Raw genomic sequence first — 25,706 nt, 5'->3', positions numbered from 1 at the left:
CTGCTTTCTATTATGCCATCAGCTTAGCCCGACAATTGTCTGAGTATTTATACTGACTGTAAAAGTGGGATGCTCCCCTTGGCGCCTCTTTTGCTTTCGCGAATTCTTCCTCTGGGAGTCCAAAATTGTTCAGTTCAAATCCGCAGTCAAATTCCGGTTTTTGCTGTTTGGCGATCGAGTTAACCTTACTTTCAATAAAGCTAGCCCGATCGTCTGTGCGATTGGATATTCCCGAGGCTGCTTGCAATTCCCAAAGATTATGTTGAGAGTTGAAAGTCCAAATTTCAGCCGAAGCGACATCGAGATTTCGCACCATTGCCTCGCAGCAGGGAAGCAGGATATCTTCAGGATGTCGGGTGAGGGCAATACCCACATCGGCTACCATTGCTGTGAGGCGAGAAGCTTGGGCTTTTTCTGCTTCCAAACGTTTGCGATCGGTGATATCTTCCACCAAAGAAAGCACGGTAAAAGTATCGCCACTGCGAATAATTGAATTGAACCAGCGACACCAAATTACCTGTCCGCTTTTAGTATAGTTGCGGTTAATTGAAGTATTGCCGTTGCCGGTGGCAAGTTCAAGCTCGATCGCGCTTACAGTTTCTCTATCTTCTTCGCAAACCAAATCTAAATCGCCAAACTGCTTGCCCATCATATCATCGGCTGTCCAGCCAAAGATTTCCTCGGCACGTTTCGACCACTGAACGATCCGAAAATCTTCATCCCAGCCCACCATTGCCAGGGGACTGTTAGCTGCATTCAACCACAATAAATGGTTCGATCGGCGCAACTGTTGAGTTTTCTGCTGCTGCCAGCGGTAATGCCTGGTGATATCTCTACCGACACCCAAAACCCGCATCTGTTTGCTAGAGGCATCCACCGCTGGCGTGTAAGCAGTTTCGTAAATTTTAATTCCGCCGTCTGCCGCCGTCACCTCATGAATTGCCAGCTTTTTTTCCCCGGTTATAAATACTTGTTGCAGACAAGAATCAATCTGCGAGATTATATTTTTCACCGCCAAATTATTGGGGTATAATCTCAATAATTCCTGATTAGTTTTGTTGACTATTTCAGCCGGCTCCAATCCCATCCAAGCAGCAGCGACAGGATTTATCGATAGGTACTTTTGCTGTCGATCGCACTCTAGGAAAGCATCAACCGAGTTAGAGAAAAAAGACTGAAACGAGTTGATAACTTCCTGCATGGGTATTTTTTCATGAGAAAAGCTTAGTATTGTGGAAACCTCGTGTCTAAAGATCGATCGAGGAAACACTCATTAGGCAGTTTTCACCGCCTTGAATATTGATTATTGCTACACAGCGCTACTTGGTCACTTGGTACTTTTATAATCTACTTTCCACGGAACAATTACCGTTTCAAATATTTCACCCGCGATCTCATAGCAGCTTGAGCTACACCCATATTTTTGATAACCTAATCAGTTAAGACGATAGCTAGTCAACTATGTCTTTTGATTAGGGCATAAAGCCCCATCTCTTCCGAGCGGGGTGCTGACTTGCTTAAGCTCTAAAATTTTCCTAAAATTAGTTTAACCCACTCAAATCTTTTTGGGCACTTTACTGCTGCGTTTCCCGGTGCAATTTTCGGCGCTGTTCCCTATAATACAAAAATTTTAAAGAAATAGTATTTTTGGGAAGATAGCTTAATAACAGCAGATGGTCTTTTTTTAAACCAGACCCAGCGGATACAAAAGCGAGATCGAGAGAGGGGGACACGGGGAGGTGGGCAGAGGTTAATCCACAACCTTCGAGAAAAATGCTTAAGAAATGCCCGACAGCTTACCGATTTCCAATTCCCAATTCCCAATTCCCAATTCCCAATTCCCAATTCCCAATTCGGTAATCTGAAAGCGGTTTGGCAGTACGCGAAGCAAAGAACGCAAGCCGTGCAAAGCCATGTAACATAAAGATTGCGATATTTTTCTATGTAATATGGAACTATTAGATACCTTGATTGTGGGTGCGGGTATTAGCGGTTTGAGTTTGGCGCACGCACTTCAAAAGGAAGCAACGAGTGCATCCTCGCTGAAGATTTTAGTCACTGAGAGTCAGGGACGTGTGGGCGGGAACATCACCACTGTGACAGCCGAAGGGTTTCTCTGGGAGGAGGGCCCGAACAGTTTTTCGCCGACGCCAGAATTGATGAAGTTGGCTGTGGATGTGGGATTGAAGCAAGAGTTGATTTTTGCCGATCGCAAATTGCCTCGTTATGTTTATTGGCAAAAAAAGCTGCAACCGGTGCCGATGACTCCACCGGCGATGATTCAGTCTCAGTTGCTGAGTTTTCCGGGGAAACTGCGGGCGTTGTTCGGGGCTTTGGGGTTTGTCGGGCCGGCAATGGGCGCTGGACTTTCGCAGCAGCGTGACGAGGAAACTGTTTCTCAATTTTTCCGCCGTCATCTGGGGCAGGAAGTGATGCAGCGGTTGGTGGAACCTTTTGTTTCTGGAGTTTATGCCGGCGATCCGCAACAACTTAGCGCGGCGGCGGCTTTTGGGCGGGTAACAAAGATGGCTGATGTGGGTGGCGGGCTGGTGGCGGGGGCGCTGCTTTCTGCTAGGAAAAGACCCCCCCAACCCCCCCTTACCAAGGGGGGGCTAAAGACTGTTGCAGACCCGAATGTTCCTAAGACTAGGCCGGGGGAGTTGGGTTCGTTCAAACAGGGGTTAAAGGCTTTGCCAGAGGCGATCGCTGCTGAATTGGGCGATCGAGTGAAACTCAACTGGCACTTGACTCGCCTCCAGCGTACAGAACGCGAAACTTACATTGCTGTATTCTCGACGCCCGACGGACAGCAGGAAGTTGAGGCGCGCACCGTGGTTTTGACAACGCCTGCTTACGTTACAGCCGATTTGTTGCAGCCTCTGCAACCGGAAGTTAGCAGCGCTTTACAAGCTTTTACTTATCCTACGGTTGCCTGCGTTGTGTTAGCATATCCGCAGTCTGATGTCAAGGGTAAATTAGTAGGTTTTGGAAATTTAATTCCGAGAGGGCAGGGAATTCGCACTCTGGGGACGATTTGGACATCAAGTTTATTTGCCGATCGCGCGCCTGCAGGGTGGCAAACTCTCAGCAGTTACATCGGCGGGGCTACGGATTCGGAAATTGGCAATCTCGACTCAGAAGAAATCGTTCGGGAGGTGCACCGAGATTTGTCTCGGATTTTGCTGAAGCCCTCGGCGGCGCAGCCGAAAGTTTTAGCAGTGAATGTGTGGAAGCGGGCGATTCCTCAGTACAATTTGGGGCATTTCGATCGCCTGCAACAAATCGATGAGGGTTTAAAATCTTTGCCGGGGCTGTATTTGTGCAGTAACTACGTTGGCGGCGTGGCTTTGGGAGATTGCGTGCGAAGGGGTTTTGATCGTGCACGAGAAGTGGGCGAGTATTTGCAGAACAAACAATCAGATACTCGATCGATCTGAATTATGGCGTGGGGAGGGCGGGTTTACAAATATCGAGGATGTGAATCAGAGATATTGGTGAACCCGCCCCTATACAGCCTTCTGCCTGGTGTGCCGACGGACGTGCCGGCGAATGCTACTAGGTTGTTGGCTCAAACTTGTAACCCACCCCCCTGACGGTTTGAATCATCGGCATTTGATTAGGATCTAGTTCAATTTTGCGGCGAATTTGACCGATATGAACATCCACCACGCGATCGGCTCCTACATACTCGTAGTCCCACACTTCATGCAGCAATTCCGATCGCCTCCACACGCGACCTGGTTTGCTGGCCAAACAGTACAGCAGGTCGAATTCTAAAGCAGTCAAAGCAACTATCTGACTGCCGAGAATTACCTCGCGGCGAACCGGATCTATTAGTAGCTCTCCAAAAGTAAGACTTTGTTGTTCGGCGGGAGTAACAATGCGTTTGCGCTTCAAAATTGCTGCAACGCGAGCTCCAATCTCTACAAGACTAAAAGGTTTAGTAATGTAGTCGTCAGCACCTTCGGCAAACCCTTTCATTTTGTCAGCTTCATCGGTTCGGCTGGTCAGCATCAACACAAACACGCCCGTGCGTCTTTGCATTTCTTGACACAGTTTGTAGCCAGTTGTATCAGGTAAATTTACATCTAGAACTACTAAGTCAGGATTGAGTTGCTCAAATAATTCCAGACCAGTCTGACCGTCCTGGCCAGACTCAACTTGATAACCTTGCTGGCTCAAAAAACGGTGAATTAAATTTCGGATTGCCGGGTCGTCATCAACCACAAGGATTTTTACAGGGGCCATGACCACAAGTTTGCTTGAAGAATTAGGCAAGAATATTCAGCCATAATAATAGAAAACTGGATACAAATCTCGAAAACATTGAGCTTTTAATAGTTATAGCTCTATTTATAACCTACGCAAAATTTCAGGCAATAAATCTCCAGGAACTTTGGATAAGGCTAAATTTTGGCCTGGCAGCCCACATTCACTATAGAAAGCTCTAATCGTTTTGACAATATAGCTCAATGCTGTTTGCCGAGAATCAGCAGCTTGGGAGTTTGCCGCGGCTTGCAAGTTGAGTTTATCCCCATATGTTAACCCTTTGTCATTGAGATGTTGTCCCCATTCGGCACACACTTGCAACTGGTGGTGCAGTGCAGCTTCTAGATGGCTTGTCTGTGCGACTTTGTTAGCGGCGAAATTTGGGTCGGTGGCTAGTTGATAGTGGGCTAGTCCGAGATTGTTGCGGGCGGCCAAGGCGTCAAAGGTGAGTTGGGTTCGATCGAGCTCTCCGGCGATATCCAGGGCGGCTTCGTAGGCGGTAATCGCCTGCTGCAATGATTCCGTCCGCCCCTGTTTCTGCTGCTGAAACTGGTTCGCCAAATGCCAATAAGCGGTACCGAGATTATTGTAGGTGGCGGCTGCTGCTGCGGGTACTAATTCGCGGGTGCGGTATTTCAATGCTTCGCGGTAGGCGGAAATCGCCCTGACTAGCAGGGGTTCTGAGGGTTCGTGCTGAGCGAGGTTCCAGCAGGCGGTACCGAGGTTGTTTTGCACTCCGGCATAGTTGAGGGGTTCTCGTTCGGGACTGTAGCAGGAGAGGGCTTGGGTGTAAGCTGCGATCGCGCTTTTGAGATATACGATCGGCTCACCATCTTGGGCTAAATTCCAGTATGCTGTCGCCAAATTATTCTGAGCAGCAGCGTACTGCTGAGGCTCCACAGCGGGGTCTAGATCCAGCAGCGCTTGTTGGTAAGCTGCAACTGCGTGTTGCAAGTTCTCTGTCTTGTCTCGATAGCGGGCTAAATCGGCCGAGGCGATTCCCAAATTTTTGTTTAATCTAACGCGGGTTTGGGGTACGGTTTCAGCATCTGTTCGGTTCAAACCTTCAAGGTAGAGGGCGATGCTGCGTTCAAGGCTGGATACCGGATCTGAGGCGTTATGCTGCGTGCGATCGCGCGATAGCATCCAGTAGAGAGTACCGAGATCGTTGAGCAAATCGGAAATTGGCGGTAGGCTGTGGGACTCCTGGGCGTACTGAGTTAAATTTTCTGTCAATTGGGCAATCAGCCGCGCGCATTCCTCAGTTAGTGGTTGATTTTGCTGCGAGTTGGTGTCAACGTCGAGATATGCAATCACTTGTTCGATCGCACGAATGGCGATTGTCAGGTTTTGCTCTGAAACGTCTCCGCCCAGAATGCGATCGCGGTAGTAATTTCCCAAACCGTGATAAGCCAAAGCCAATGCTTCGGAACAACACTGATGTTCTTGCAGCAGTTCGATGTATTGCAGGGTTTGCAGTGGCAGAAAATTCTGCTCTGATGCGGGATTATTTTCCGCTTCCAAATCCTCAGAAGCCGCTGCTAGCACCAAATCTGCCAGTTGGACAGATTTAGAATCAGGCGCTGGGGACGGAGAATGGGAAATTGGGGATTGTTCGTCATCTGCCAGTTGGACGGATTTAGAATCAGGGGCTGGGGACGGGGGATAGGAAATTGGGAATTGTTCATCGGGAATTGGGGATTGTCCCGACAAAGAAGATATTAAAAGTTGGTTGCCAAAGTCTCCGCTGTCCCGCAAGTTTCGCAAGTCTCCTGAGTTCCCGAAGTCCTCAAAGTGCCCGAAGTCTTCCTTAGCTGGAGTTGGTTCGCCTTCAAACTCAAATACTCCGGTTCGCCAGTGCCAAAATTCCGGGGCCGATTGTTCGATCGAACTTAGCCAGGGGCGCGACACCCACAGCAACAGAGTAGACTCGCACAATTGCAGGTTTGCTTCGATGTCTCTCAAATAGCTCAGGAATGACCACTGCACGGCTGCTGACTGCCTGGTTAGGTGTTCTGCCCCGAGAATTTGAAATCCCGGCAAACGGCTGTAGCTGCCTCTGTTTTGCGGCGGTGGGTGTTGGCTCAGCCACGCGGCGATCGATCCCCAAGGATTTGGATCGCTCAAGTCGAGTTCCAAACTGACAAATCGGGGGTAGTTGAGCGGGGAGCGAGGATCTGAGCCTGCGCTCTCTGCGGCTAATTCTGTCTGCAAGCGGGCTGCCAGACAGTCCCGCAAGCACAAGTCGTCGCAGGCGGCAATAAAAATTTGACGGCGTAAATTGAGGTCGATCGCCTGTTTCAAGCGTTGGTAGATCAGCTTGTTCGAGCTAGAAACTTTTTGGGAAGGAATAGACATCAGGATCAGCCGATTTTAGATTTTAGATTTTAGGTTTTAGGTTTTAGATTTTGGATTGTAGATTGTAGAGTTGAGAGTTGAAATCTCGATCGCTCATACCTCACAACTAAGCCCCGAAGGCAGTCAATCGATTTTAGATTTTAGATTTTAGATTTTAGATTGAAGCCTTGACCCCACGGATAAATTCGGCGACTTTTTTATCGGATACAGGTTTTTTATTTCTGGGTCCTGAGTTTGTGCGTTGGAATGAATCCGGGGGCTTGTATCCTGGATGCTTGATTGTCAATCGCACCGATGATGACTAAAGGATTGTAGATTTTCAATTGGCAATTTTATGTGGGTGGCGAACCAGTGTGATTAAGTGCAACCCAAGTCCCTGATCCCGACAGCCAAGAGGAAAACACCAAATTTATGCTTGTCTTATTTAGCTTTCCAGCTCGCTCGGCACGCTTCAGGATTGTCGCAACTACCTGCTTTTATTGAAACACAAAAACCATGTTTCCTTGGGAAAGGAAAACATGGTTTCTCGAAGGATTATTTAAAATTGCGATTTGAAGCAGCTTTGAGTCTCAGGCCAGTTTTCAGACGGAGGCAGCCACGTACACCAAACCGGCGACTAACATGGCTGCTGCAATACCCATGATGATGTAGTTGCGTTGCTGATTTTTGTTGGGAGGTACGGCTTCATACACCTTCGGCTCTTTAGCAAAGTTGTTCAGGCGTCCATCGTCATCTTTGATGTAAGGCATCAGTCACAATCCTTAATATTTTTGATGCTTACAACTCTACCAAAAAAGCGCCCAGGAAAATTCAGGAATTTATTTGGATGTGACAGTGCCTGTTTGGGGAGAAGAGGCGATCGCGTAATCTTTGATCGGCATTCTGCCTGCTAAGTACGCCATCCGCCCCGCTTCTGCTGCCATGGACATTGCTTTTGCCATTGCCGGGGAATTTTGGGCATTGGCGATCGCGGAATTAATCAACAGTGCATCGGCTCCCATTTCCATTGCTCGGGCTGCTTCGCTGGGCGTTCCGATCCCCGCATCGACAACCACAGGAACCTTCACCGTGTCAATAATTATTTGAATGTTGGCCGCATTGTTGATCCCTTGCCCTGAACCGATGGGGGAACCTAAAGGCATGACTGTCGCACAACCGACTTCTTCGAGGCGTTTTGCCAGCAGGGGATCGGCATTGATGTAGGGCAAAACGGCAAAACCTTCTTTAACTAATTGTTCTGCAGCTTCCAAAGTGCCGATCGGATCTGGCAGCAAATATTTAGCATCGGGAATCACTTCTAACTTGACAAAATTATTGTCTTCTTGCCCTAAAAGTTTCGCCATTTCCCGACCTAAACGAGCTACTCTAATTGCCTCATCCGCAGTTTGACAACCGGCAGTATTTGGCAGCATCCAAATTTTAGTCCAATCGAGAGCCTCTGCCAATCCTTCATGGCCGGGAGCATTTGTTTGCACTCGCCGCACAGCTACGGTAACAATTTCGCACCTGCTAGCGTTGACACTTTGCTGCATTTCTGCAATGCTGCGATATTTTCCCGTCCCCGTCATCAAGCGAGAATGAAAAGTTTTACCGGCAATAACCAGAGGTTTGTCTAAAGATGGCATTTCTGTATCTACTGGATAGCCAAAAATGCTGTACTCAAGTGCCTCTTCCCAGTTTTTTCTGCCTCCCAGCATTGCTTCAAGCTGCCAACCTTCTTTATTTGTCAGCTCATCGCGGGTAACTGCATAAAGAATTTGCCCAACAGTTATCAATTTGGCATCTCGCGGCATATTATTTTTTAATCCTCTTTGTATAATTTCTTCAAACTCATTAAAAACGTCTTCCATTTTCCCATTCCTCCCTAGTAATTTCTTGAGATTCTTCGCTATTGAATACTAATATAATGCTCTGAATCCGTTGTGTGTCGTCCCAATAAAAAGCTTTTCTGATGCCGTCGTTTACCTTCCAAAACTCGTAACTCTTTCGGTTTACGTGAAAAATAACCGTTACTGCACCTTGTTTTTTTGCTCTACTGATGCCTTCTTGCACTCGGTCTCTGATGTTTTGAGTTTGTTCTGTCAACTCCTTAAATTCGCAAATCTCACCGTCAATCTCAGCATCTGGCGTTCTCACACCCTCTGCTGCTTGCTCGCTCAAAAGTCTAACTCTCTTTCCCATTTTAGCCAAAACTTCAGCGACAAAACTTTCGGAATTATTAAGATTATGGTCTTGGTGGACGAGTACAAATCCGCCAGCTATCTCATCAAAATAATATCGCCGATATTCTGGCTGGGCATTTTCGTAGATGGCTCTGCTTGTCTCGATATATTCTGAATTCACCTTTATTATACTCTCAATAGACTCCGATCTGGTAGACTTAAATGTATGAAAGCAACTGTTGAGCAACTGGCAGAAATTGGGATATTTGCCAGCTTAAACCAAACTGAATTAGAGCGATTGCAAGAACATACAGCAATTCGGAGTTACCGACAGGGAGAAGTTGTGATGTATGAGGGCGATCGCATCCCCGAAAAATTATACACTCTTTTGAGCGGTTCTCTGCGGGTTGCAAAAACAGCGGCAGCGGGCAAAGAAACAATTCTCCGCACTTTATTTCAGGGAGATATCTTTGCCGCACCTGCTTTGCTAGGCAACGGCATTGCCCCCGCAACGGTGACGGCAGAAACTGATGTGGAAGTTCTTACCACAGAACGGGAAGTTTTGCTAGCAGCAATTCGGGAAAATCCTGAGATTGCTTTGCGAATATTGGCGGTGTTTAATCAGCGGTTGCAGCAACTGCACGAGACTGTACACGGTTTGGTATCGGAAAGGGCGATGGTGCGGCTGGCCCGATTTATTCATTACTCTGGCGTCGAGCAAGGTACGAAGATTGCGGATAATAGTGTATGTTTAGAAAAACGTTTTCCCTACTATCAAATTGCTCGCAGTATTGGAATTACCTACGAAGAATGCGTGCGGTTATTTAAGAAACTCAAGCCGTTTGTCTCCTACAGTCGAGGCGGTAAAATTATTGTATTGGATTGGGAAAAATTGGAGGATATAGCCTCTGGAGATGAAATAGACTAAATGTTAACATCCCAATTCTTTTAGGGCAGGTTTCACAAAGAATATTTGACTGCAACTCACTATCTATATAAAACCGCCCCAAAATCTGTGAATCGGGGCGGGTTTATGAGATTATTGATTTTAGGCAATTAGGGTTGGTAAAACCTGCGCCTACAGAATAATGAGGGCATTAATGAGGCTCAGAAAGTGTCAAGATAAATGCCAAATTTGACTCGGCTTTCAAAGCGTGGAGAGCGCGGGCGGGCAGAAAAACAAACACCCCCGGTTCCAAGACAATATCTTTGCCTTCCAATGTCAAAATTCCCTTTCCTTCGATTACATTAACTGTAGCATTGCGCGGCGAAAAGTGTTCTGCAACTTCGCTACCCGCAGCCAGACAAAGTAAATTGTACTGACAATTATTGTCTTTGATTAAAACTTTGCTCGACACTCCGGCGGCGGGATATTCAATTGCGTCTCGGAGTTGGATTGCTGAAGATTGTAGCGGTAAAAGAGTAGTAGTCATAGTTTTTGACAATTAATTAATTTGGTCACAAGTCTCGAATTTATCAGTGGCTTCACTTTGTTCAATCGAAAATCGATTGACTCGGTTAAGATGGTTTTTTGGCAGACATAACGATGTAGCCTAGATCCTGTTGGTAATGCTGGAAAACTCGACGCATTGCTAAGATACGATCGCGAATTTGCGATCGACTTAAAATATTCCACACAATCCGCACAGTACCCAAAAACCCTTCATCTTGCAGCATTCGCGACAAATTCAGGAGTCCCATCGCCCCGGTTTGACACTTTTCTACTTGCAAACCCGCGTTTTGGTAAGCAGCAATCCAGCCCGACTCAGACAAAGGCGTTGAATTAGCCCGCGTCACTTCTGATAAAGCTTTGTGAATTTCTGATTCTCGGTTTCTAGCTAAAAGTTCGTGAGAGAGAAACTTGCCGCCTGGTTTTAAACGATCGCCAATTCCCGATACAATTTTAGCTTTCCCTGACGGCGACTGCATTGTGAGGATAGCTTCAGCCAAAACCCAATCAAACTGTTGGGAAATCCGATCCAAGTGAAAAATATCTCCTTCGACAATTTCCACTCGATCGCTCAAACCTGCTGCTGCAACATTAGCACGAGCGCGGGCCACACTCTCTGGATTTTTCTCAACTCCCACTACTTTTACGCCAAAACGTTCAACAAGGGCGATCGAACTATATCCAAAACTAGCAGCCAACTCCAAAACAGTCTCCCCAGGCTGAAAATCCGCCCATTCAAATAACTGTTCCGTAGCAAGTTTTCCCCCTGGCCTCAGCATTTTCTTGCCAGCCGCCGCGAGCACTTCATGTCCGGGTGCAGTCTTAAAATTGAGAGCAGTATTGGTCATTGAATTGACCTCCTATGTAACCTTACTCTCAGTTTGCCAAATTTTCCCAAATCTTTCTATGATCTAGCTCATATTCAAATTATCGTAGGCTGACGAACCCTACAATATCTGGAATTATATCATTTCCGCCCCTCAACAATTCGGACTGTTTTTGATTACCCACACGGAATCTAACAAGGAACGAAAAATTTGAGAGTTTTATGACTTACGCCAAATTTCCATATCAGCGGGACAATCACGGGGATTATCCCTACAAACGCCCTATTAAGAAACAATTGTCTCATTACGCTCTTTAAAACATTGCTGCAACACAGAAATAGGCAGCTCATTCAATTGACCAGATCGCACAAATTCAGCATAAGTATCAGCCTCTATTGCCTGCAAATCCCCTTCTAGTTTGTCGATAGTCATCTGTCGCAGTTCAGGAGATCGATCGTACATTTGGTTGATTCCTGCTTGCAGCAAGTTTAATTTTTCTTGAAGCTGACTCACGAGATGATTGGAAAACTCAGGCTCGATTCTACGATCGCCCGATACTTCAGATAGATGCTTGAGAACCCGATTGAGAGCAACACGTTGGGCGATCGCCTCCTGATACTGCTGGCGCAACTCCTGGTTGCTCAACAACCCCAATTTTTCCAGCAGCGCCTTGGTGGTTAAACCTTGTACTAGCAGCGTAAATAAAACTACGCCAAACACGATCCCAATAATTTTTTGCCGTTCGGGAAAAACCTCCGGCACACTCAAAGCTAACGCAATCGATACAGAACCCCGCAATCCTCCCCACCAAATCACAGTTCTATCGGCTAATGAAATTTCAGATTTTGCCAACCTATTGCTCAACCATCCTAAACCAAAAATAGCGATCGCTCGTGTCACAAACATCGCCGCCACAGTTATGCCAATCACTCCTAAATTCGCTTGCAAACCAGCAAAACTAATCCGATCGCCAATCAGCAGGAACATGATCGAATTTACAAAAAACGCCACAAAATCCCAAAATTGTGTTACCGCCAGTCTGGTACTGGGCTGCATACCGATACGAGAGCCGAAATTGCCAAATATCAAGCCCATCACCACCACACCAATTACCCCAGAACCGCCTAAATCCTCCACAATTATATAAGTGCCGTAGGCGGAAACTAAGGTTAACGATTGCTCCACCAAAGGTAAATCAAACCGTTGGGTGAGATAGGAGATACCAAAACCGATCGCACTCCCGACAGTAATCCCAATTCCCACAAAAGCTAAGAAACGCCCCACCAGAAATGGGATGCCAACTTCATCCGTCCCTAAAGAAAATCCCACCAAAAAACTAAAGGCAACAACAGCAATGCCATCATTAAATAAACTCTCACCCTCCACCAGCAAAGCTAGGCGTTTTTCAACTCCCAATTCCCGGAACAATGCAATGACTGAAACAGGATCGGTAGCAGATATACTAGCTCCTACCAACAGGGCGATTGCTAAAGAAACTCCAGCTATTTGGTTGAGAGCAAAAGCCACGCCAGCAACGGAAATCACAACACCCAAAACCGCATAAAGAGCGATCGGCACTAAATCCCGCTTGAGTTTAGACCATTCCAGATTCCAAGCAGCTTCAAACAAAAGAGGCGGCAAAAAAATCAACAGAATCAGTTCGGGCGAGAGCGACACCAATCGCACATCTATAAAAGCCAAGCCCAACCCGACAATTACTAAAAGCAGCGTGTAGGGAATTTGGCGCAACCAGCCCCATAGTTGCGGCAGTATTGCCACACTTAAGGAAACTAATAGCACTAAAAGAAATTTCTTCAGATTGCCCTCGATAGTCGCTTCGTTAATTAGAGTTTCTGGGGTCATATAATTAGGAATCAAATAGTTAAGGCTTCGGTTTCGAGCGGGACTTATTCAGTGTCGATCGCCGCACTTCTTCAACTTGACTGACTTGAAAAATTAGGGTGAATGGTTGACCCATTTCTTTTTCGACAAATGCTTCTAAAAGCTGTACTTGTTTGGGTGTCAAAGCTTCGCTGCTGCGAACAATCAGACGAACCTCCGGCGGTTTTGTCAACCAGTTAGTATCAGTTTTAATCAGTTCCACCCGTTGAAAAGTGATAGTTCGGTTAAGCAACGCCCGCTTCAGACTGGCTTCTAGTTGCGCTTGCTCGATCAATTCCGCAAAACTCACCCCCAGAGGAATCACAAGTATAGTCGTCAATCCTAGCGCCCACAATAGGGCTTTACCGGCGCGATGCAGGGGCGTGTAGCCGGCCATTAAAGAGGTTAGCATACAGGAGAGAGTAATCCCCAGCAAATTAGTAAGATACAGGAGGCTTGCTCCCAAACTGAGCGACCAATTAGCTTGAGATAAGCCTAAACCTATAACACAAATTGGCGGCATGAGAGCCACGGCGATCGCAGTTCCCGCCAGAGTAGCAGAAACTTTGGGCTGAACTTTCGCATAGCCGCTGATTCCCCCAGCGGCGATCGCAATTCCTAAGTCTAGTAATGTAGGTTTAGAACGGGCTAGAACTTCGCTCCCAAAGTCGGGAAGTTGTACCAAAGCTCCCAAAAAACAAGCTAGAAAAATTGCTAGCACCGTCCCGACTGCTAATGCAATTAAACCTTTGCGGAAGAGGAGAACGTTACCTTCTACCGCTCCAAATGCTAACCCTCGGATTGGCAACATTAGAGGCGCAATGATCATTGCACCGATAATGACGGCCGCACTGTTGGCAAGCAGTCCAAAGGTGGCGATTATACAGGAGCCGAGAATTAACACAAGATAGTTAATATCTAGGGTTGATTCTTCCAACAAGTCAACTCGTATTTGCTTTAAATGCTCTCGAGGAATCCTGCTCCTGGTGAAATATTTAAGACGATCTCGAATATTGTTGAGCAAAGTAATCTCCTTAAGTCGGTGCATTATATCCCTATTCAGGTGCGATCAGTCGATTTTAGATTTTAGATTTTAGATTTACTCTACCAATTTTAGATTTACTCTACCAATTTTAGATTTTAGATTCTCGATTTTAGATTTACTCCACAGATGAATCGAGGAGGTTGAACTAGGCTCTAAAATTTTGGGTGGCTCACCACAAGAGTCGGAGACTTGTATCCCTGTGCAGGTGCAGGCAAAACAATCAAAATCCCAGCCAGCAAGTTTTCGAGGATGTCCCAGAACTATAAAGCAATTGCCGCGCCAGTAATACCCAGCAGTTGCATCAAATCCCCTGCCTTGAATGACGGGATGGCGATGAATAACGCGATCGGAAATAATTGATTTATAATCAAGATATATACTCCACCCAATAATACCGAATCATGCTCGCAGAAGCAAACGCGACACTTTGGCCTAGTCTAATTACTGTTTCAGCATTAATTCTCTACTTCGTTGTTACCATCAACGTCGGCAGAGCTAGATTCAAATATAAAGTTTCTCCCCCGCAGATGACAGGAAACCCAGACTTTGAGCGAGTGGTGCGAGTTCAGCAAAATACCTTAGAGCAAATGATTCTATTTTTGCCCTCGTTGTGGCTGTTCTCGCAATTTATCAGCCCAATTTGGGGCGCCGGTATCGGCGCAGTTTGGATAATTGGACGCATTTTGTTTGCTTGGGGTTACTATCAAGCTGCCGAAAAAAGAGGGGCAGGATTTGGCATTAGTACCTTAGCTACTTTAGCTTTGCTTGGTGGGTCTTTAACTGGCATAATTATGTCGCTGCTGAAGGTTTAAGCGTAAATTCCGATCGACATAATTGTTTTTCTACTCGTTTCCAGGCTCAGCGTGGTAACGCAGATCCGGAGGCTCTGCCTCCAATTTTCCTGCTGAAAAAGCGAGTCAGAGCCTCTCGACAGCGGTTCCCTGGCAGAGGCAGGGAACCAGCTAAATTCAAGTATTTCAATTACTTTCAGGAGTAAATATGTCAGAAACCAACAAACCCGTATTTGAAATTAACCCGAAACTTTTTCATCAGCTTGTCGAGTGGCAAGAAAAACTTGAACTAGAAGATGAATTAGCACGCGAGTCAGAAGCCGAGAAACCAACTGAGGTAAAAACTCCTCCCGACAGTGATGAACAGCATTCTCAAACAGATAATTTATAGCTGGTGGCTAGCAGCATCTTTGGGATTTCCGGCTGCTGTCTCGGCTCAATCGCTGACACCCACCCAAATTCAGCAAGTTAATAGCGGTTTGTTTCGTTCTAACTCTCAAGATTTCTTTGAGCAAGGCTATCGCCAACTGGAAAGAGAAATCGCAATTTTGTTGCAAAAAAATGTAGCTTCCGAAGACCTGATTCTGGAGATTGATGAAAAATTGCTCTCTCAGATTTGCAGCAAAAAAATTAAAATATCCTCGCCGCCTTCTGATACAATAAGTGCTGCACAGATTGCTGATTTTCAGAGCCAATTAAAAGACATTTGCAGACACAATTAAAATAAAAGTGAGGTCAATATTCAAAGTTTAGTGCTAATGGATAAAGAGGCAATGGCAAAGTTAAAAACAGCCATGCTGGAAGCGGAAACCGCTGCTCATTTGGCGGCTATCATTATTGATTATACTCATGAGGAAATAATGATAGTTTTTAAGGAGCTAGAATGGGAAGAGCAGGCTAGAATTAAAGGTATTTGGAAGACAGTATGGACGGGGGGGGCTTAGGAAGATTATGGTTAGCCAATTAAAGATGTTGGTGAACCCGCTTCTTGTATCTTGAAAGCGGTAGATTGTGATTGACTGTTGGGTGGGGGCGGGTTTACGAGATTATTGGTTTTAGGCATAAATTGTTGGTGAACCCGCCCCTACGCGATTGGTGTCCGTTAAATCAGGGATTCGAGGCATAATTGGCGGAAATGATCGCCCCGTTGCTCGAAGTTTTGGTATTGATCGAAGCTAGCACAGGCTGGGGAAAGCAGCACTACTTTAGCATGATTTTGTTTGCCTAATTCTGCTGCTCGCGGGATTGCTCTTTCCATTGTTTCGACAATTTCCCAAGCGTTGTAATTTGCTTGTTCGAGCCGATCGGCAAAAATACCTGCCGCATCCCCAATTAGCAACACCCCAGCAGCTTTCGCCTTGATTGTATCAATCCACGCGCGATCGTCCCCTTCTTTGGCGTCGCCGCCCGCAATTAAAATCGCCGGTGCGCTCACAGAAGCCAACCCGACTTGGGCGGCGTCATAATTAGTAGCTTTGCTGTCGTTGATGAAATCTATGCCTTCCCAAGTGCAGATGTGTTCGAGGCGGTGGGAAACTCCGGGGAATTTAGCGATCGCCCGGGCGATCGCACTTTTATCTATCCCCGCCAAATTAGCCGCCGCCACCGCCATTAACAAATTCTGCAAATTGTGTTCTCCCACCATCCGCAAAGAATCAGCAGGCAGAATTTTCTCGCTTTGAGCTATTACCCAACCATCTTGAATATAGGCTCCAAAATCTGTATTTCCCAACAGTTCTTTTTCACCTTTGACGCTCGTCCAACACGCATCCGGCCAAACGTCAACTCCTTGTTGCCGCAAACAAGGATCGTCGCCGTTGATTACTTGCAATTCAGACTTTTTCAGCAAATGCGCTTTAATGTTGTAGTAATTTTCTAAAGTTTTGTGGCGGCTGAGGTGATCCGGCGTCAAAGTCGTCAAAACTCCGATTCGCGGCGCTACAAACGGCGAGGATTCTATCTGATAGCTGCTAATTTCTGCGATTACCCAATCCGGCTGTCTTTCAGCTAAAGCTAATTCACACGCAGCATAGCCAATATTGCCGCAAGCGGGAGCGTAAAGCCCGGCCTCGGCAAAAATAGCAGCAATTAAAGCCGTAGTAGTAGTTTTGCCGTTAGTGCCGGTAATTCCCACCCAAGGAGATTTGAGGTAACGCCACGCGAGAGCCATTTCTCCGATTGTTTCAATGCCTAAGTCTCTGGCGCGCACTAATGCTGGACTGTCCCAGGGAACGCCGGGACTTACTACTATTAATTCTATAGATTCGACTGGTTCAAAAGATTTACCTAACTCCACATGAATTCCTTCGTTAGCGAATTCCTGTTGCTGTTCGAGCAAGTTTGGGGAAGATGAGCGATCGCTCAGCGTTACTTCCCATCCTTCGCGTTTTAGCAGTCTTGCGGCGGCAATTCCTGATTTTCCTAGTCCAATGATATGAGCGATCGGCATAAGTTTTGTGTGTGATGGAGCGAACTTCCCTGGTTTTATAAGTTTATATTTTAACCTTGAATTGGTTGTTGACTATTGGCCATTTTGCTTATTTTTTAAGAGAGCGATCGAACTCTGCTGATACTCGCGCGCTTCCGCAACAATCCTAATAGATTTACTCGGTTTATTCGTAAGCTTTAATGCTATTCCGATTCATATTTTTAAGAAGTACGTTTCTCAAGTTGTTTTGCCTGCAGGCCCGCTCGTTTTCCCCAAGCCCGCCAGGGGTTGAAAACCCCTGTCTAACAGCTAAAGTCAGTTAAAACTGACTGAAAAGTTTGGTATGTATGCGTTTCAGTCCTGATAGCGAGGACTTTCGCTCTCTCGACGGGGGTTTCAACCCCCGGCGGACTGAAGTGGAGGTTTTCAATCCCAGGCGGACTCAAATATTTTAAATTCTAACTTTTCACGATCGCCCCAAAGTCCGCCAACACCCGCGCGTGATTCCGCAGCAAACCCAGTAAATTCAACCGATTTTGCTTAATTTCGGGGTCAGAATCCATCACCAAAACGCTTTCTGGCCCGTCGAAGAAGTTGCTGACAGTTGGAGCAATCTCAGTCAAACTATCTACCAACTGCTGGTAATTGCGAGTTTGTTTAGATAGCTGCGTTTGCGGCACTAACTGCACGACTGCATCGTAAAAAGCTTGTTCAGACGACTTTTGAAATAACTCCGGTTTCACCGCCGTTTTCGGTTCCAATTGTATTTTATCCAAATCACCTTGAGCCGCCAAACGAGTTGAACGATTGACTGTTTCGTAAATTAGATCCAAAGTCTGGTTATTGCGGATTTCTTGCAGAAAAAGCGCTCTTTCCCGTGCGTCTAACAAATCTCTCAATGCTCGTTCAGTATATTCTGGGTCGTTTTCTCCTAAAACTGCATTTACCAAATCGTAATCTACATTTTTTTCTTCTTGCAACAAAGTCCGAATTCTTTGCAAGAAGAACTCGTATAACTGAGCCAGCAACTCCGTCGGTGTTTCCGGGCGCGTTGCGGTAAATTCGGCAACAACTTCTGCGAGCAACTGGTGCAAGTTTACTGGCAACTGAGCCGCCCAAATAATGTTAGTTATTGCATTGGCTGCGCGGCGCAAAGCGAAGGGATCGGATGAACCAGTTGGCAACATTCCCAAACCGAAGATGCTGACTAATGTATCTAATTTGTCGGCTATTGCGACAACTTGACCTGTGATAGTTTGCGGCAAATTGTCGCCCGCGCCTTTGGGCAAATAATGTTCAAAAATCGCTGTGGCTACTTCTTCCGATTCGCCACTTGCTAAGGCGTATTTCTGCCCCATGATTCCTTGCATTTCGGGCAGTTCGTAAACCATTTGGGTTACGAGGTCGGCTTTGCAAAGTAAGGCTGCTCTTGCTATGTAAGCTTGTTCTTCGCCTGTGATTTGCAGTTGATTGGTGATGAGGCTGGCAATCTTGCACAGACGATCGACCTTTGCGCGCACTGTCCCCAAATCTTCCTGGAAAGTAACTTTTTCCAACTTGGGCAAATAATCCTCTAGAGGCTTTACTAAGTCTGCTTTGTAGAAAAACTGACCGTCTGCCAATCTCGCCCGCACTACTCGCTCGTTACCGGCGGCAATAATCGCCGCTTTAGCGGGATCTCCGTTGGAAATTGTAATAAAATAGGGCAGAAGTTCAGGATAACCCGGGTTTTTTAGAATCGGAAAATACCGTTGGTTTGTAACAATAATTGTGGTGATTACTTCCGGCGGCAATATCAAAAATTCCTCGTCAAATTTGCCGACAACTGCGTTCGGCCATTCTACTAAGTCGGTGACTTCTTCTAACAAATCTTCGGTAATGTCGGCGTAACCGCCTTGTTTTGTTGCTGCGGCTTCTACTTGTGCTTTAATTTGATTTTTGCGCTGGGTTCGATCGACCTCAACGCAAGCAGCCCGCAGACACTCGACATAATCCTCGGCTTGGGGAATAGAAACCCCTCCCAGGGGCGTAGGGGGGGTGTATAACACCCGGTGTCCTTGGGAAATTCGATCGCTCTTGACCGTATCAGAACCGCTCACCAATGTAATTGGCAGTACAGTATCATCCAACAGTGCCACTAGCGATCGAATGGGGCGCGGAAACTTTAAATCTCCGTCGGCCCACCGCATAAATCTTTTGCCTTCTAACTTATTAATCCACTGCGGCACAAGTTCTGTCAAAATATCCGCACTCATCCGCCCCGGAATCTTTTTGAGCACAAAAACAAAATCGCCTTTATCGGTAGCGCGAACTTCCAAAGCATCAATTTCTACGCCCTGCTTTTTCGCAAAACCTTCGGCTGCTTTCGTCGGTTTGCCATCTTTAAAAGCCGAACTTGCGGGTGGCCCTTTTACCTCTTCTTCTCTATCTAATTGCTGAACTGGCAGCCCTTTCACGAGAACGGCCAAACGCCTCGGAGTAGCGTATACATTAATAGAGTCATTTGTCAAGGATTCTTCTGCCAGCGTTGCAGGTACAAGTCGCTGCCACTGCTGGACGCTGCTTACGACAAAAGAGGCGGGCAATTCTTCTGTACCGAGTTCTAATAAAAAGTTAGGCATATCGCACCGTAATGGAATTTTGTTTAGGGTAATTTAAGGTAATTTATCCGATCGCGTGTTGGCGAAGCCCTCGAAGAGGATCGTATATCTGAAAAATACTCAAAAATCCAGGATACCACGTAAAATCGGGGGTGAAAGACAATATTCTCGACAGCCCATGACCTTGGCGGAAAGACTAGGACAAGATTGGAAGTCTCGACTGGAAAAAGATTGCCCGGACGAAAATTCTAGCACCCGCGAGAGTGTTGTCCGCTGGCTGTTGGGAGACAAGCCCGAAAGATTTGACACTCTTAGCCCAACTCAATTGTCTGTCGCCTCTGGGGCGATCGACTTTTTATATCGAATTTTGATTTCTCGGTATCTGGGAGTACCGCCAGAAAAAGCTTACCGCAACTTGATCGGGCGGCTCGGCGGTTTGGTGGTGCTCCGGCAAAAAATCCAAGCGTGGGTTTCCCTGAGTCGCGACAGACAGCGGAGTGCGGTGGAGGTACTACAAGAAGTGATTCAGGAAATGCTCAATTCCGATCGCTACCTGCAGCAGCAAGTCGCCTGGATTGCCGAATGCACCTCAGACAGACGCCTGCGAAATGCTTTGCTGCTAGCGAGCACAGAAGAATACTGCTTACGGCCGATTCGCAACCAGCCGCTGTTGGTGTACCGTTTTGTCAACTACCTGCGGCGTTCCCAGCGGGGCGGGTTGACCCAAGTGCCTGCGGGAGACTGGGTGCGGCTGGTGTCGGAACAGGTTCTACCCGACGATACAGACGAACCGCTCAGCCTGCTAGACGAACAGGCGATGTCCGAGTATCGAGAAAATCAAGCTTGGGAAGAGCAGCAAACTCAGCGGCAGATTGTCCAACAAGAATTTGAGAATTACTTGGCTGCTGAAGTCGATCCCTTGGCTTCCCGGTGGCTGCAGCTTTACCTGCAAGGTCGTTCCCAAGAGGCAATTGCCGAGGATTTGAAGGTTCCGATCAAGCAAATTTACCGCTTGCGAGAAAAAGTCAGTTACCACGCGATTCGGGTTTTTGCGGTCAAACAAGCACCGGAATTAGTCGCCAACTGGCTGGAAACTTCGCTCAAAGAACACAGTTTGGGCTTGACTCCGGCTCAGTGGCAGCAATATTTACAAGACCTCACGCCGGTGCAGCGGCAGTTGGTAGAATCGCTGAAAGCAGGGAAAAGTGTAGAGACGATCGCATCTGAATTAAAGCTGAAAACCAATCAAGTCATCGGCGAGTGGAGCAAACTCTATTTAGCAGCTCAATCGCTCCGCAACGAGTAGATTGGTAATGGGTGGCGGGCAATTGCTAATTGTTAATTGGCGGTAGCATTTTTCAGAATCCGCGCTACAAATCAATTCCCTCACAACCACAGAGTTCTGCGAGTTTCCCCGTGGAAAACCGCGCGATGCCCCTTGTATCAATTCAGGTTAGATCGATCGGGATGTTGTAGCGCTGCCGTGACGCTCGCGCTTTGAGACGCTCATAGTCAACTCTCTGAGTTAAGATACTACCAGCACGATCGACTTTTGAGGATTTTTTAACCAATCCTAAATTCAGCGGTTGCCCGTAAATCATCGGTTGTGGTGCATCTCTAATACTTGTGCATTAAAGACATAATTCTATTGTTGCCAGCCACGGGCATCAATATCGGGCGATCGATGATAGTGGGTCTAGACTGCGCTAGTCATCATCTAGTTCTCAATCTTTTGGTAGAATTTAAGGCTGCAATACAGAAGGGAGAAAATTCTGGGACTAAGGATTTTTCTTTAATAAAAGCTTCCGGTTGTTAGGCCAATTCCTCCGTCAGGGAAGTTGCAGCGTTTAATTTTATCGCATCAGGTTGGTGCGTCGCGCTCGATCGCGCTTCCAACTACAAAGCAGCTAATGGTACATACATCTTCAACAGACTCGGCAGCTACAATGGACTCCGATCGAATCTTTCACCTAATCGACACTGTTGTCCCCTTTGAAGCTTGCCTTTACTATCAAGTTTTGCCTTTATCTCTAGAAGGTAATCTGTTTAAATTGGGCGTAGTCGATGCCCAAGATGACTCCGCCTTGGACTACGTGCAGCGGATTTTAGCTTACATGAATTGCTCAGTCACAACAGAGCAAATTGCCTCGGAAACTCAGCGCTCGATGCTCTCAGCTTACTTGCTGCACGGGAACCAGCTTCGAGAACCCAGCCAGACAACCGCCGAAGCAGCCCCAACACCCAAAAATCCCGCACCAGCAACTCCAGGCCCCAATGCAGCAACGCTGCTGTCTGTGCCAGAACCCTCGATGCCAGCTCGTGAGCGGTTTAAACCTGCTGGCGCTGAGGTTCCCCCGACACCGACACAACTATCGGTTTTGAATGTCGAGGCCTTGCACTTGTCAAGCCAAGTGGAAGTTTTGGCAACTTTGCCCGCGCCCCAACTGCTGCAAGAATTGCTCGGTAGAGTGCTGCGAGAGGGTATCGGCCGCCTGTTTTTTGAGCGGCACCAGTCCCAAGGCCGCATTCTCTGGAGTCAAGATGGTGTTTTGAAATCGATGCTCGAGGGTATCGATATCGTCCTTTTCCAAGAGGTCATCGACGAGTTGAAGCTGCTGACAGGTATGCCTGTTTGCTCCGTGGAACACCCCAAACAAGTCGAAGTTGAACGCATATATCAAAACACTCATTTGCTGTTGCGCTTGCGGGTAATGACGGTGGGTGGCAAGGAAGAAGCGACCCTGCAAGTTTTGCGGGGGGCAGCTTTGAGGTTTTACCAGCAGCAGCAGTTGTCTACTTTGAGTCGGGACGCACTGCGGTTGGCAGAAGAATTGCAGCGAAAAGTGAATCAAATTCGCGATCAAACTCGGCTTTCTCCTATGCCTTTAGAGGGGTTGCCCGCTTTGGAACAGGTGGTTAGAAATGTGGACGACCAAATTGAAGCTTTGCTGCACGGACAAAATCCCGATCAGCCTTAATGAGCTATAGATCACTGTTTTGAATTTTTTTTAACTCACATCAAGTCCGGTCAAATAATAATAATTACGTTTGTAGTGAGGACTAAAGTCAAGCGAGTTTTATGATAACTCAAGTCTTCATTACAAACCCATTTGATTGCAAGTGTGCGAGGTGACAGCATATTATACCAGTTCCCCAAAAGAATGGAACTTTATGCCCGTACTCTAAACCCTGGTAGTCATCAGTCATTCCCAATCTAAAATCTAAAATCTAAAATCTAAAATCTAAAATCTAAAATGGTATTAGCCGTGTTCAAAAACATCCTTGTACTGCAATAAATCCAAACTCACAAAAACGGGCAAACACTGAAAACATTGCTGTGCAATTTCCCAGCGTTCTTCTCGCTGCAACATAGCAGTCAACTTTTGTTTAGCGCTCAGCAAATAGCGGACATCGTTAGCAGCGTAGCTGAGTTGCTCGTCTGAAAGATGCTCAAAATTTCCCCAGTCAGAACTTTGAGAAGTTTTGTTGAGTTCTACTTTTTCCAATTCTTGGATTAAGTCTTTAAGTCCGTGTCTGTTAGTGTAAGTTCTCGCCAGTTTGCTCGCTATTTTTGTGCAGAAAACAGGTGCAACGTCAATACTTAAATTGTAACGCATTGTTGCCAGATCGAAGCGCGCAAAGTGAAATACCTTCTCAATATTTTCAGCTTCCATTAGCTTTTTTAGATTCGGCGCCGCAGTCTGGCCTTTGGCAATCCGTACCGCCGCAACTTTACCTTGCGGATCGCACAACTGAACCAAACACAAGCGATCGCGCCACGGTAGCAAACCCATTGTTTCCGTATCAACGGCGATCGCCGGCGCAGTCAAATAATAAGATAAGAGAGAATCGGGAATATCACGATCGCACACTTGAAAATCTGGAAATTCCATTATTGGTAACTGTTGACTGTTGACTGTTGACTGTTGACTGTTGACTGTTGACTACCTTCTTTCTTCTTCCCTCTTCCCTCTTCCTGACATCCGTTACATCCGCCCTTGCGAATCCGTTGCCGAACTTCCTTCTTCCTTCACTTTACCGACTGCGAACAAAAAGCTGAGTAAAATAATACTCGCCTTTGGCATTTTTTGCAACCCCAATACCTGTCACATTAAACTGACCTTCCATATTTTTGCGGTGGCCGTCACTTTTAATCCAACCCTCAACAGCATTGCGTACCGGGTCGTTGTAGCCAAAATTGTAAGCAAGATTTTCAGCTACACTTTTATAAGGAATCGTAATTGCTTTCGCCCGCCCATCAAATCCATCGTGGCTAAAACTTACTTTACCCTTAGCCATATCTTCGCTGTGAATTCTTGCTACCTGACTAATTCGCGGATCGATACTCAGCGGTGGCAACTTTTTAGATGCTCGGTATTGATTTATCTGTTGGTTAACCGCTTTTTCTAAGTCAGTAATCGCACTCGAAGCAACATTAGTATTCATGGGATTTTGTGGCAGCGATCGCGTAGGAAGGAATGTGTCACACTTAGGCAGGATTGTCAACAATCCCAAGCAAATCGAAATCAAACCTTTGGACATGAAATCAAACGAGAAATAAAGTTAATTGTTACGAATTCCTACAGAGCGATCACCCCACATTCCGCTAACCTAGATATTCAGAACCTTCGCTACAGTGTTCACGTCTTTGTCGCCGCGTCCGGAACAGTTAAGCACAATGCGCGGATTGTCTGTTAGCTGCGGGCACAGAGTCTCTAAATAGGCGATCGCGTGAGCAGTTTCCAAAGCCGGAATAATCCCCTCCAACTGCGAAAGCCGCTGAAATGCGCCCAGCGCTTCTGCATCAGTTACGCTATAATATTCAGCTCTGCCGGCATCCTTCAAATAACTGTGTTCCGGCCCCACGCCCGGATAATCCAAACCCGCACTAATCGAGTGTGGCTCAATCACTTGACCTTCATTATCTTGCAGCAAATAACTCATCGCCCCGTGCAGAACTCCCACACTTCCCTTAGTCAAAGTAGCAGCGTGCTTATCCGTATCTACACCTTCGCCCGCTGCTTCAATACCAATCAATCTGACAGTTTCTTCCCCGATAAACTCATGGAAAAGACCCATTGCATTAGAACCGCCGCCGACGCAAGCTAATAAAATATCCGGCAAACCCCCCCACTTTTCCTGACACTGAGCCCGCGTTTCTTGACCGATTATCGCATGGAAATCGCGCACCATCATCGGGTAAGGATGCGGGCCCGCCACGGAACCAAGAATGTAATGAGTTGTCTCCACATTTGTCACCCAGTCGCGAATCGCTTCCGAAGTGGCATCTTTCAGCGTTCCCGTTCCCGCCGCCACCGGCCGTACTTCGGCACCCATCAGCCGCATTCTAAACACATTTAAAGCCTGTCTTTCCATGTCGTGAACGCCCATGTAGACAACGCATTCTATACCGAAACGAGCGCAAACAGTGGCGGTAGCAACGCCATGTTGACCGGCACCAGTTTCAGCAATTACCCGCTTTTTGCCCATGCGTTTTGCCAGCAATGCTTGAGCTAAAGCGTTGTTGATTTTGTGAGCTCCCGTGTGGTTTAAATCTTCGCGTTTGAGGTAAATTTGCGGGCCAGTTCCGTCTGCTTTAGCGTAGTGCTCCGTGAGGCGTTCGGCGAAATACAAAGGGCTGGGGCGGCCGACATAATCTTTGAGCAATTGTTGGAGTTGCTGTTGAAATTCCGGTTCGCTGTTGTATTTGTGGAAAGCGGCTTCTAGTTCAAATAAAGCCGGCATCAGGGTTTCGGGGACGTATTTGCCGCCGAATTTGCCGAATCTGCCGAGGGAGTCGGGGCGTTGGGCGCTGGTTTCGGTGGTGAGATGCAGGGGGGTGACTGTCACGAACTTTGTGGGGATAATGGGACAGATTTTATTATATCTAGTCGA

General features: G+C 46.8%; 25 protein-coding genes. 8 read left to right on the top strand and 17 right to left on the bottom strand.

Features of this window, described 5'->3' with window-relative positions:
* Positions 1–10: 10 nt before the first annotated feature.
* Complete coding sequence (locus tag QUB37_RS19590; RefSeq protein ID WP_333165134.1) at positions 11–1,201, bottom strand: PAS domain S-box protein; 1,191 nt, start codon at positions 1,199–1,201, stop codon at positions 11–13.
* A gap of 576 nt (positions 1,202–1,777) precedes the next feature.
* Complete coding sequence (locus QUB37_RS19585) at positions 1,778–1,915, bottom strand: hypothetical protein (RefSeq protein ID WP_333165132.1); 138 nt, start codon at positions 1,913–1,915, stop codon at positions 1,778–1,780.
* 34 nt (positions 1,916–1,949) lie between these two features.
* Here QUB37_RS19585 and hemG point away from each other — a divergent pair, with 34 nt between their 5' ends.
* Positions 1,950–3,437, top strand: a complete 1,488-nt coding sequence (hemG, locus tag QUB37_RS19580) for a protoporphyrinogen oxidase (RefSeq protein WP_333165130.1) — start codon at positions 1,950–1,952, stop codon at positions 3,435–3,437.
* A gap of 118 nt (positions 3,438–3,555) precedes the next feature.
* Here hemG and QUB37_RS19575 read toward each other — a convergent pair whose 3' ends face one another.
* The 5 genes from QUB37_RS19575 to QUB37_RS19555 all read right to left on the bottom strand — a co-directional run bounded on the left by QUB37_RS19575 (position 3,556) and on the right by QUB37_RS19555 (position 8,970).
* Positions 3,556–4,248: a response regulator transcription factor gene (locus QUB37_RS19575; protein ID WP_333165128.1), complete on the bottom strand. Its 693-nt coding sequence runs from the start codon at positions 4,246–4,248 to the stop codon at positions 3,556–3,558.
* A gap of 105 nt (positions 4,249–4,353) precedes the next feature.
* On the bottom strand, positions 4,354–6,627 hold the full coding sequence (locus QUB37_RS19570) for a hypothetical protein (protein WP_333165126.1): 2,274 nt from the start codon (positions 6,625–6,627) through the stop codon (positions 4,354–4,356).
* Positions 6,628–7,208: 581 nt separating this feature from the next.
* On the bottom strand, positions 7,209–7,376 hold the full coding sequence (gene psb34, locus QUB37_RS19565; RefSeq protein WP_106333461.1) for a photosystem II assembly protein Psb34: 168 nt from the start codon (positions 7,374–7,376) through the stop codon (positions 7,209–7,211).
* A 69-nt stretch (positions 7,377–7,445) separates the two neighbouring features.
* Positions 7,446–8,252 carry a thiazole synthase gene (locus QUB37_RS19560; protein WP_333165137.1) on the bottom strand — a complete coding sequence of 269 codons (807 nt, stop codon included), beginning with the start codon at positions 8,250–8,252 and terminating at the stop codon, positions 7,446–7,448.
* Between the two features lie 208 nt (positions 8,253–8,460).
* A complete protein-coding gene (locus QUB37_RS19555) occupies positions 8,461–8,970 on the bottom strand; it encodes a CdiA C-terminal domain-containing protein (RefSeq protein WP_333165124.1) in 510 nt (169 codons plus the stop codon).
* Between the two features lie 45 nt (positions 8,971–9,015).
* Here QUB37_RS19555 and QUB37_RS19550 point away from each other — a divergent pair, with 45 nt between their 5' ends.
* Positions 9,016–9,717 carry a Crp/Fnr family transcriptional regulator gene (locus QUB37_RS19550; RefSeq protein WP_333165122.1) on the top strand — a complete coding sequence of 234 codons (702 nt, stop codon included), beginning with the start codon at positions 9,016–9,018 and terminating at the stop codon, positions 9,715–9,717.
* A gap of 169 nt (positions 9,718–9,886) precedes the next feature.
* Here the strand turns inward: QUB37_RS19550 and QUB37_RS19545 are convergent, their stop codons facing one another.
* The 4 genes from QUB37_RS19545 to QUB37_RS19530 all read right to left on the bottom strand — a co-directional run bounded on the left by QUB37_RS19545 (position 9,887) and on the right by QUB37_RS19530 (position 13,887).
* Positions 9,887–10,222, bottom strand: coding sequence for a cupin domain-containing protein (locus tag QUB37_RS19545; RefSeq protein ID WP_333161892.1), 336 nt, complete (start codon positions 10,220–10,222; stop codon positions 9,887–9,889).
* An 85-nt stretch (positions 10,223–10,307) separates the two neighbouring features.
* The gene (locus tag QUB37_RS19540) at positions 10,308–11,087 is read right to left on the bottom strand and encodes a class I SAM-dependent methyltransferase (protein WP_333165120.1); all 780 of its coding nucleotides are present in this window, start codon (positions 11,085–11,087) and stop codon (positions 10,308–10,310) included.
* 264 nt (positions 11,088–11,351) lie between these two features.
* The gene (locus tag QUB37_RS19535) at positions 11,352–12,929 is read right to left on the bottom strand and encodes a Na+/H+ antiporter (RefSeq protein ID WP_333165118.1); all 1,578 of its coding nucleotides are present in this window, start codon (positions 12,927–12,929) and stop codon (positions 11,352–11,354) included.
* A gap of 19 nt (positions 12,930–12,948) precedes the next feature.
* Positions 12,949–13,887: a DUF389 domain-containing protein gene (locus tag QUB37_RS19530; RefSeq protein WP_333165116.1), complete on the bottom strand. Its 939-nt coding sequence runs from the start codon at positions 13,885–13,887 to the stop codon at positions 12,949–12,951.
* Positions 13,888–14,393: 506 nt separating this feature from the next.
* On the opposite strand from QUB37_RS19530, the gene QUB37_RS19525 reads away from it, so the two are divergent.
* The 4 genes from QUB37_RS19525 to QUB37_RS19510 all read left to right on the top strand — a co-directional run bounded on the left by QUB37_RS19525 (position 14,394) and on the right by QUB37_RS19510 (position 15,727).
* Positions 14,394–14,804 (top strand): MAPEG family protein, encoded by a 411-nt coding sequence (locus QUB37_RS19525; protein WP_333165114.1) that lies wholly within the window; start codon positions 14,394–14,396, stop codon positions 14,802–14,804.
* Positions 14,805–14,991: 187 nt separating this feature from the next.
* Complete coding sequence (locus tag QUB37_RS19520) at positions 14,992–15,174, top strand: hypothetical protein (protein ID WP_333165112.1); 183 nt, start codon at positions 14,992–14,994, stop codon at positions 15,172–15,174.
* Positions 15,143–15,505: a hypothetical protein gene (locus QUB37_RS19515; protein ID WP_333165109.1), complete on the top strand. Its 363-nt coding sequence runs from the start codon at positions 15,143–15,145 to the stop codon at positions 15,503–15,505. Before QUB37_RS19520 ends, QUB37_RS19515 begins: the two co-directional genes overlap by 32 nt.
* Before the next feature lie 36 nt (positions 15,506–15,541).
* A complete protein-coding gene (locus tag QUB37_RS19510) occupies positions 15,542–15,727 on the top strand; it encodes a hypothetical protein (RefSeq protein ID WP_333165107.1) in 186 nt (61 codons plus the stop codon).
* A 158-nt stretch (positions 15,728–15,885) separates the two neighbouring features.
* On the opposite strand, the gene murD is transcribed toward QUB37_RS19510, so the two are convergent.
* Together murD and glyS are read right to left on the bottom strand one after the other, a co-directional pair.
* Positions 15,886–17,232 carry a UDP-N-acetylmuramoyl-L-alanine--D-glutamate ligase gene (murD, locus tag QUB37_RS19505; protein WP_333165103.1) on the bottom strand — a complete coding sequence of 449 codons (1,347 nt, stop codon included), beginning with the start codon at positions 17,230–17,232 and terminating at the stop codon, positions 15,886–15,888.
* A 437-nt stretch (positions 17,233–17,669) separates the two neighbouring features.
* On the bottom strand, positions 17,670–19,832 hold the full coding sequence (gene glyS, locus QUB37_RS19500) for a glycine--tRNA ligase subunit beta (protein ID WP_333165101.1): 2,163 nt from the start codon (positions 19,830–19,832) through the stop codon (positions 17,670–17,672).
* 157 nt (positions 19,833–19,989) lie between these two features.
* On the opposite strand from glyS, the gene QUB37_RS19495 reads away from it, so the two are divergent.
* Complete coding sequence (locus QUB37_RS19495) at positions 19,990–21,117, top strand: HetZ-related protein 2 (RefSeq protein WP_333165099.1); 1,128 nt, start codon at positions 19,990–19,992, stop codon at positions 21,115–21,117.
* A 142-nt stretch (positions 21,118–21,259) separates the two neighbouring features.
* Here the strand turns inward: QUB37_RS19495 and QUB37_RS19490 are convergent, their stop codons facing one another.
* The gene (locus QUB37_RS19490) at positions 21,260–21,412 is read right to left on the bottom strand and encodes a hypothetical protein (protein ID WP_333165096.1); all 153 of its coding nucleotides are present in this window, start codon (positions 21,410–21,412) and stop codon (positions 21,260–21,262) included.
* 309 nt (positions 21,413–21,721) lie between these two features.
* Between QUB37_RS19490 and QUB37_RS19485 the strand changes: the two genes are divergently transcribed.
* Complete coding sequence (locus QUB37_RS19485; protein WP_333165094.1) at positions 21,722–22,789, top strand: ATPase, T2SS/T4P/T4SS family; 1,068 nt, start codon at positions 21,722–21,724, stop codon at positions 22,787–22,789.
* 282 nt (positions 22,790–23,071) lie between these two features.
* Here the strand turns inward: QUB37_RS19485 and QUB37_RS19480 are convergent, their stop codons facing one another.
* From QUB37_RS19480 to trpB, 3 genes are all read right to left on the bottom strand, one after another.
* Entirely contained in the window at positions 23,072–23,704 is a 633-nt protein-coding gene (locus QUB37_RS19480) for a ribonuclease D (RefSeq protein ID WP_333165091.1), read from the bottom strand.
* A gap of 142 nt (positions 23,705–23,846) precedes the next feature.
* Positions 23,847–24,257, bottom strand: coding sequence for a CAP domain-containing protein (locus QUB37_RS19475; RefSeq protein ID WP_333165089.1), 411 nt, complete (start codon positions 24,255–24,257; stop codon positions 23,847–23,849).
* A 165-nt stretch (positions 24,258–24,422) separates the two neighbouring features.
* Positions 24,423–25,661 carry a tryptophan synthase subunit beta gene (gene trpB / locus QUB37_RS19470; protein ID WP_333165087.1) on the bottom strand — a complete coding sequence of 413 codons (1,239 nt, stop codon included), beginning with the start codon at positions 25,659–25,661 and terminating at the stop codon, positions 24,423–24,425.
* Between the last annotated feature and the right edge of the window lie 45 nt (positions 25,662–25,706).

Origin of the sequence: Microcoleus sp. AT3-A2 (genome assembly GCF_036705685.1) — a bacterium.
Classification (GTDB): domain Bacteria; phylum Cyanobacteriota; class Cyanobacteriia; order Cyanobacteriales; family Microcoleaceae; genus Microcoleus.
Note: the sequence above shows the minus strand (reverse complement) of the source record. Positions and strands in the feature narration are given on the sequence as shown.

Bases quoted from the DNA above. Each gene is read 5' to 3' on its own strand.
- QUB37_RS19590 (WP_333165134.1), bottom strand. From the start codon at position 1,201: ATGCAGGAAGTTATCAACTCGTTTCAGTCTTTTTTCTCTAACTCGGTT.
- QUB37_RS19585 (WP_333165132.1), bottom strand. From the start codon at position 1,915: ATGGCTTTGCACGGCTTGCGTTCTTTGCTTCGCGTACTGCCAAACCGC.
- hemG (WP_333165130.1), top strand. From the start codon at position 1,950: ATGGAACTATTAGATACCTTGATTGTGGGTGCGGGTATTAGCGGTTTG.
- QUB37_RS19575 (WP_333165128.1), bottom strand. From the start codon at position 4,248: ATGGCCCCTGTAAAAATCCTTGTGGTTGATGACGACCCGGCAATCCGA.
- QUB37_RS19570 (WP_333165126.1), bottom strand. From the start codon at position 6,627: ATGTCTATTCCTTCCCAAAAAGTTTCTAGCTCGAACAAGCTGATCTAC.
- psb34 (WP_106333461.1), bottom strand. From the start codon at position 7,376: ATGCCTTACATCAAAGATGACGATGGACGCCTGAACAACTTTGCTAAA.
- QUB37_RS19560 (WP_333165137.1), bottom strand. From the start codon at position 8,252: ATGCCATCTTTAGACAAACCTCTGGTTATTGCCGGTAAAACTTTTCAT.
- QUB37_RS19550 (WP_333165122.1), top strand. From the start codon at position 9,016: ATGAAAGCAACTGTTGAGCAACTGGCAGAAATTGGGATATTTGCCAGC.
- QUB37_RS19545 (WP_333161892.1), bottom strand. From the start codon at position 10,222: ATGACTACTACTCTTTTACCGCTACAATCTTCAGCAATCCAACTCCGA.
- QUB37_RS19540 (WP_333165120.1), bottom strand. From the start codon at position 11,087: ATGACCAATACTGCTCTCAATTTTAAGACTGCACCCGGACATGAAGTG.
- QUB37_RS19535 (WP_333165118.1), bottom strand. From the start codon at position 12,929: ATGACCCCAGAAACTCTAATTAACGAAGCGACTATCGAGGGCAATCTG.
- QUB37_RS19525 (WP_333165114.1), top strand. From the start codon at position 14,394: ATGCTCGCAGAAGCAAACGCGACACTTTGGCCTAGTCTAATTACTGTT.
- QUB37_RS19520 (WP_333165112.1), top strand. From the start codon at position 14,992: ATGTCAGAAACCAACAAACCCGTATTTGAAATTAACCCGAAACTTTTT.
- QUB37_RS19515 (WP_333165109.1), top strand. From the start codon at position 15,143: ATGAACAGCATTCTCAAACAGATAATTTATAGCTGGTGGCTAGCAGCA.
- QUB37_RS19510 (WP_333165107.1), top strand. From the start codon at position 15,542: ATGGATAAAGAGGCAATGGCAAAGTTAAAAACAGCCATGCTGGAAGCG.
- murD (WP_333165103.1), bottom strand. From the start codon at position 17,232: ATGCCGATCGCTCATATCATTGGACTAGGAAAATCAGGAATTGCCGCC.
- glyS (WP_333165101.1), bottom strand. From the start codon at position 19,832: ATGCCTAACTTTTTATTAGAACTCGGTACAGAAGAATTGCCCGCCTCT.
- QUB37_RS19495 (WP_333165099.1), top strand. From the start codon at position 19,990: ATGACCTTGGCGGAAAGACTAGGACAAGATTGGAAGTCTCGACTGGAA.
- QUB37_RS19490 (WP_333165096.1), bottom strand. From the start codon at position 21,412: ATGATTTACGGGCAACCGCTGAATTTAGGATTGGTTAAAAAATCCTCA.
- QUB37_RS19485 (WP_333165094.1), top strand. From the start codon at position 21,722: ATGGTACATACATCTTCAACAGACTCGGCAGCTACAATGGACTCCGAT.
- QUB37_RS19480 (WP_333165091.1), bottom strand. From the start codon at position 23,704: ATGGAATTTCCAGATTTTCAAGTGTGCGATCGTGATATTCCCGATTCT.
- QUB37_RS19475 (WP_333165089.1), bottom strand. From the start codon at position 24,257: ATGAATACTAATGTTGCTTCGAGTGCGATTACTGACTTAGAAAAAGCG.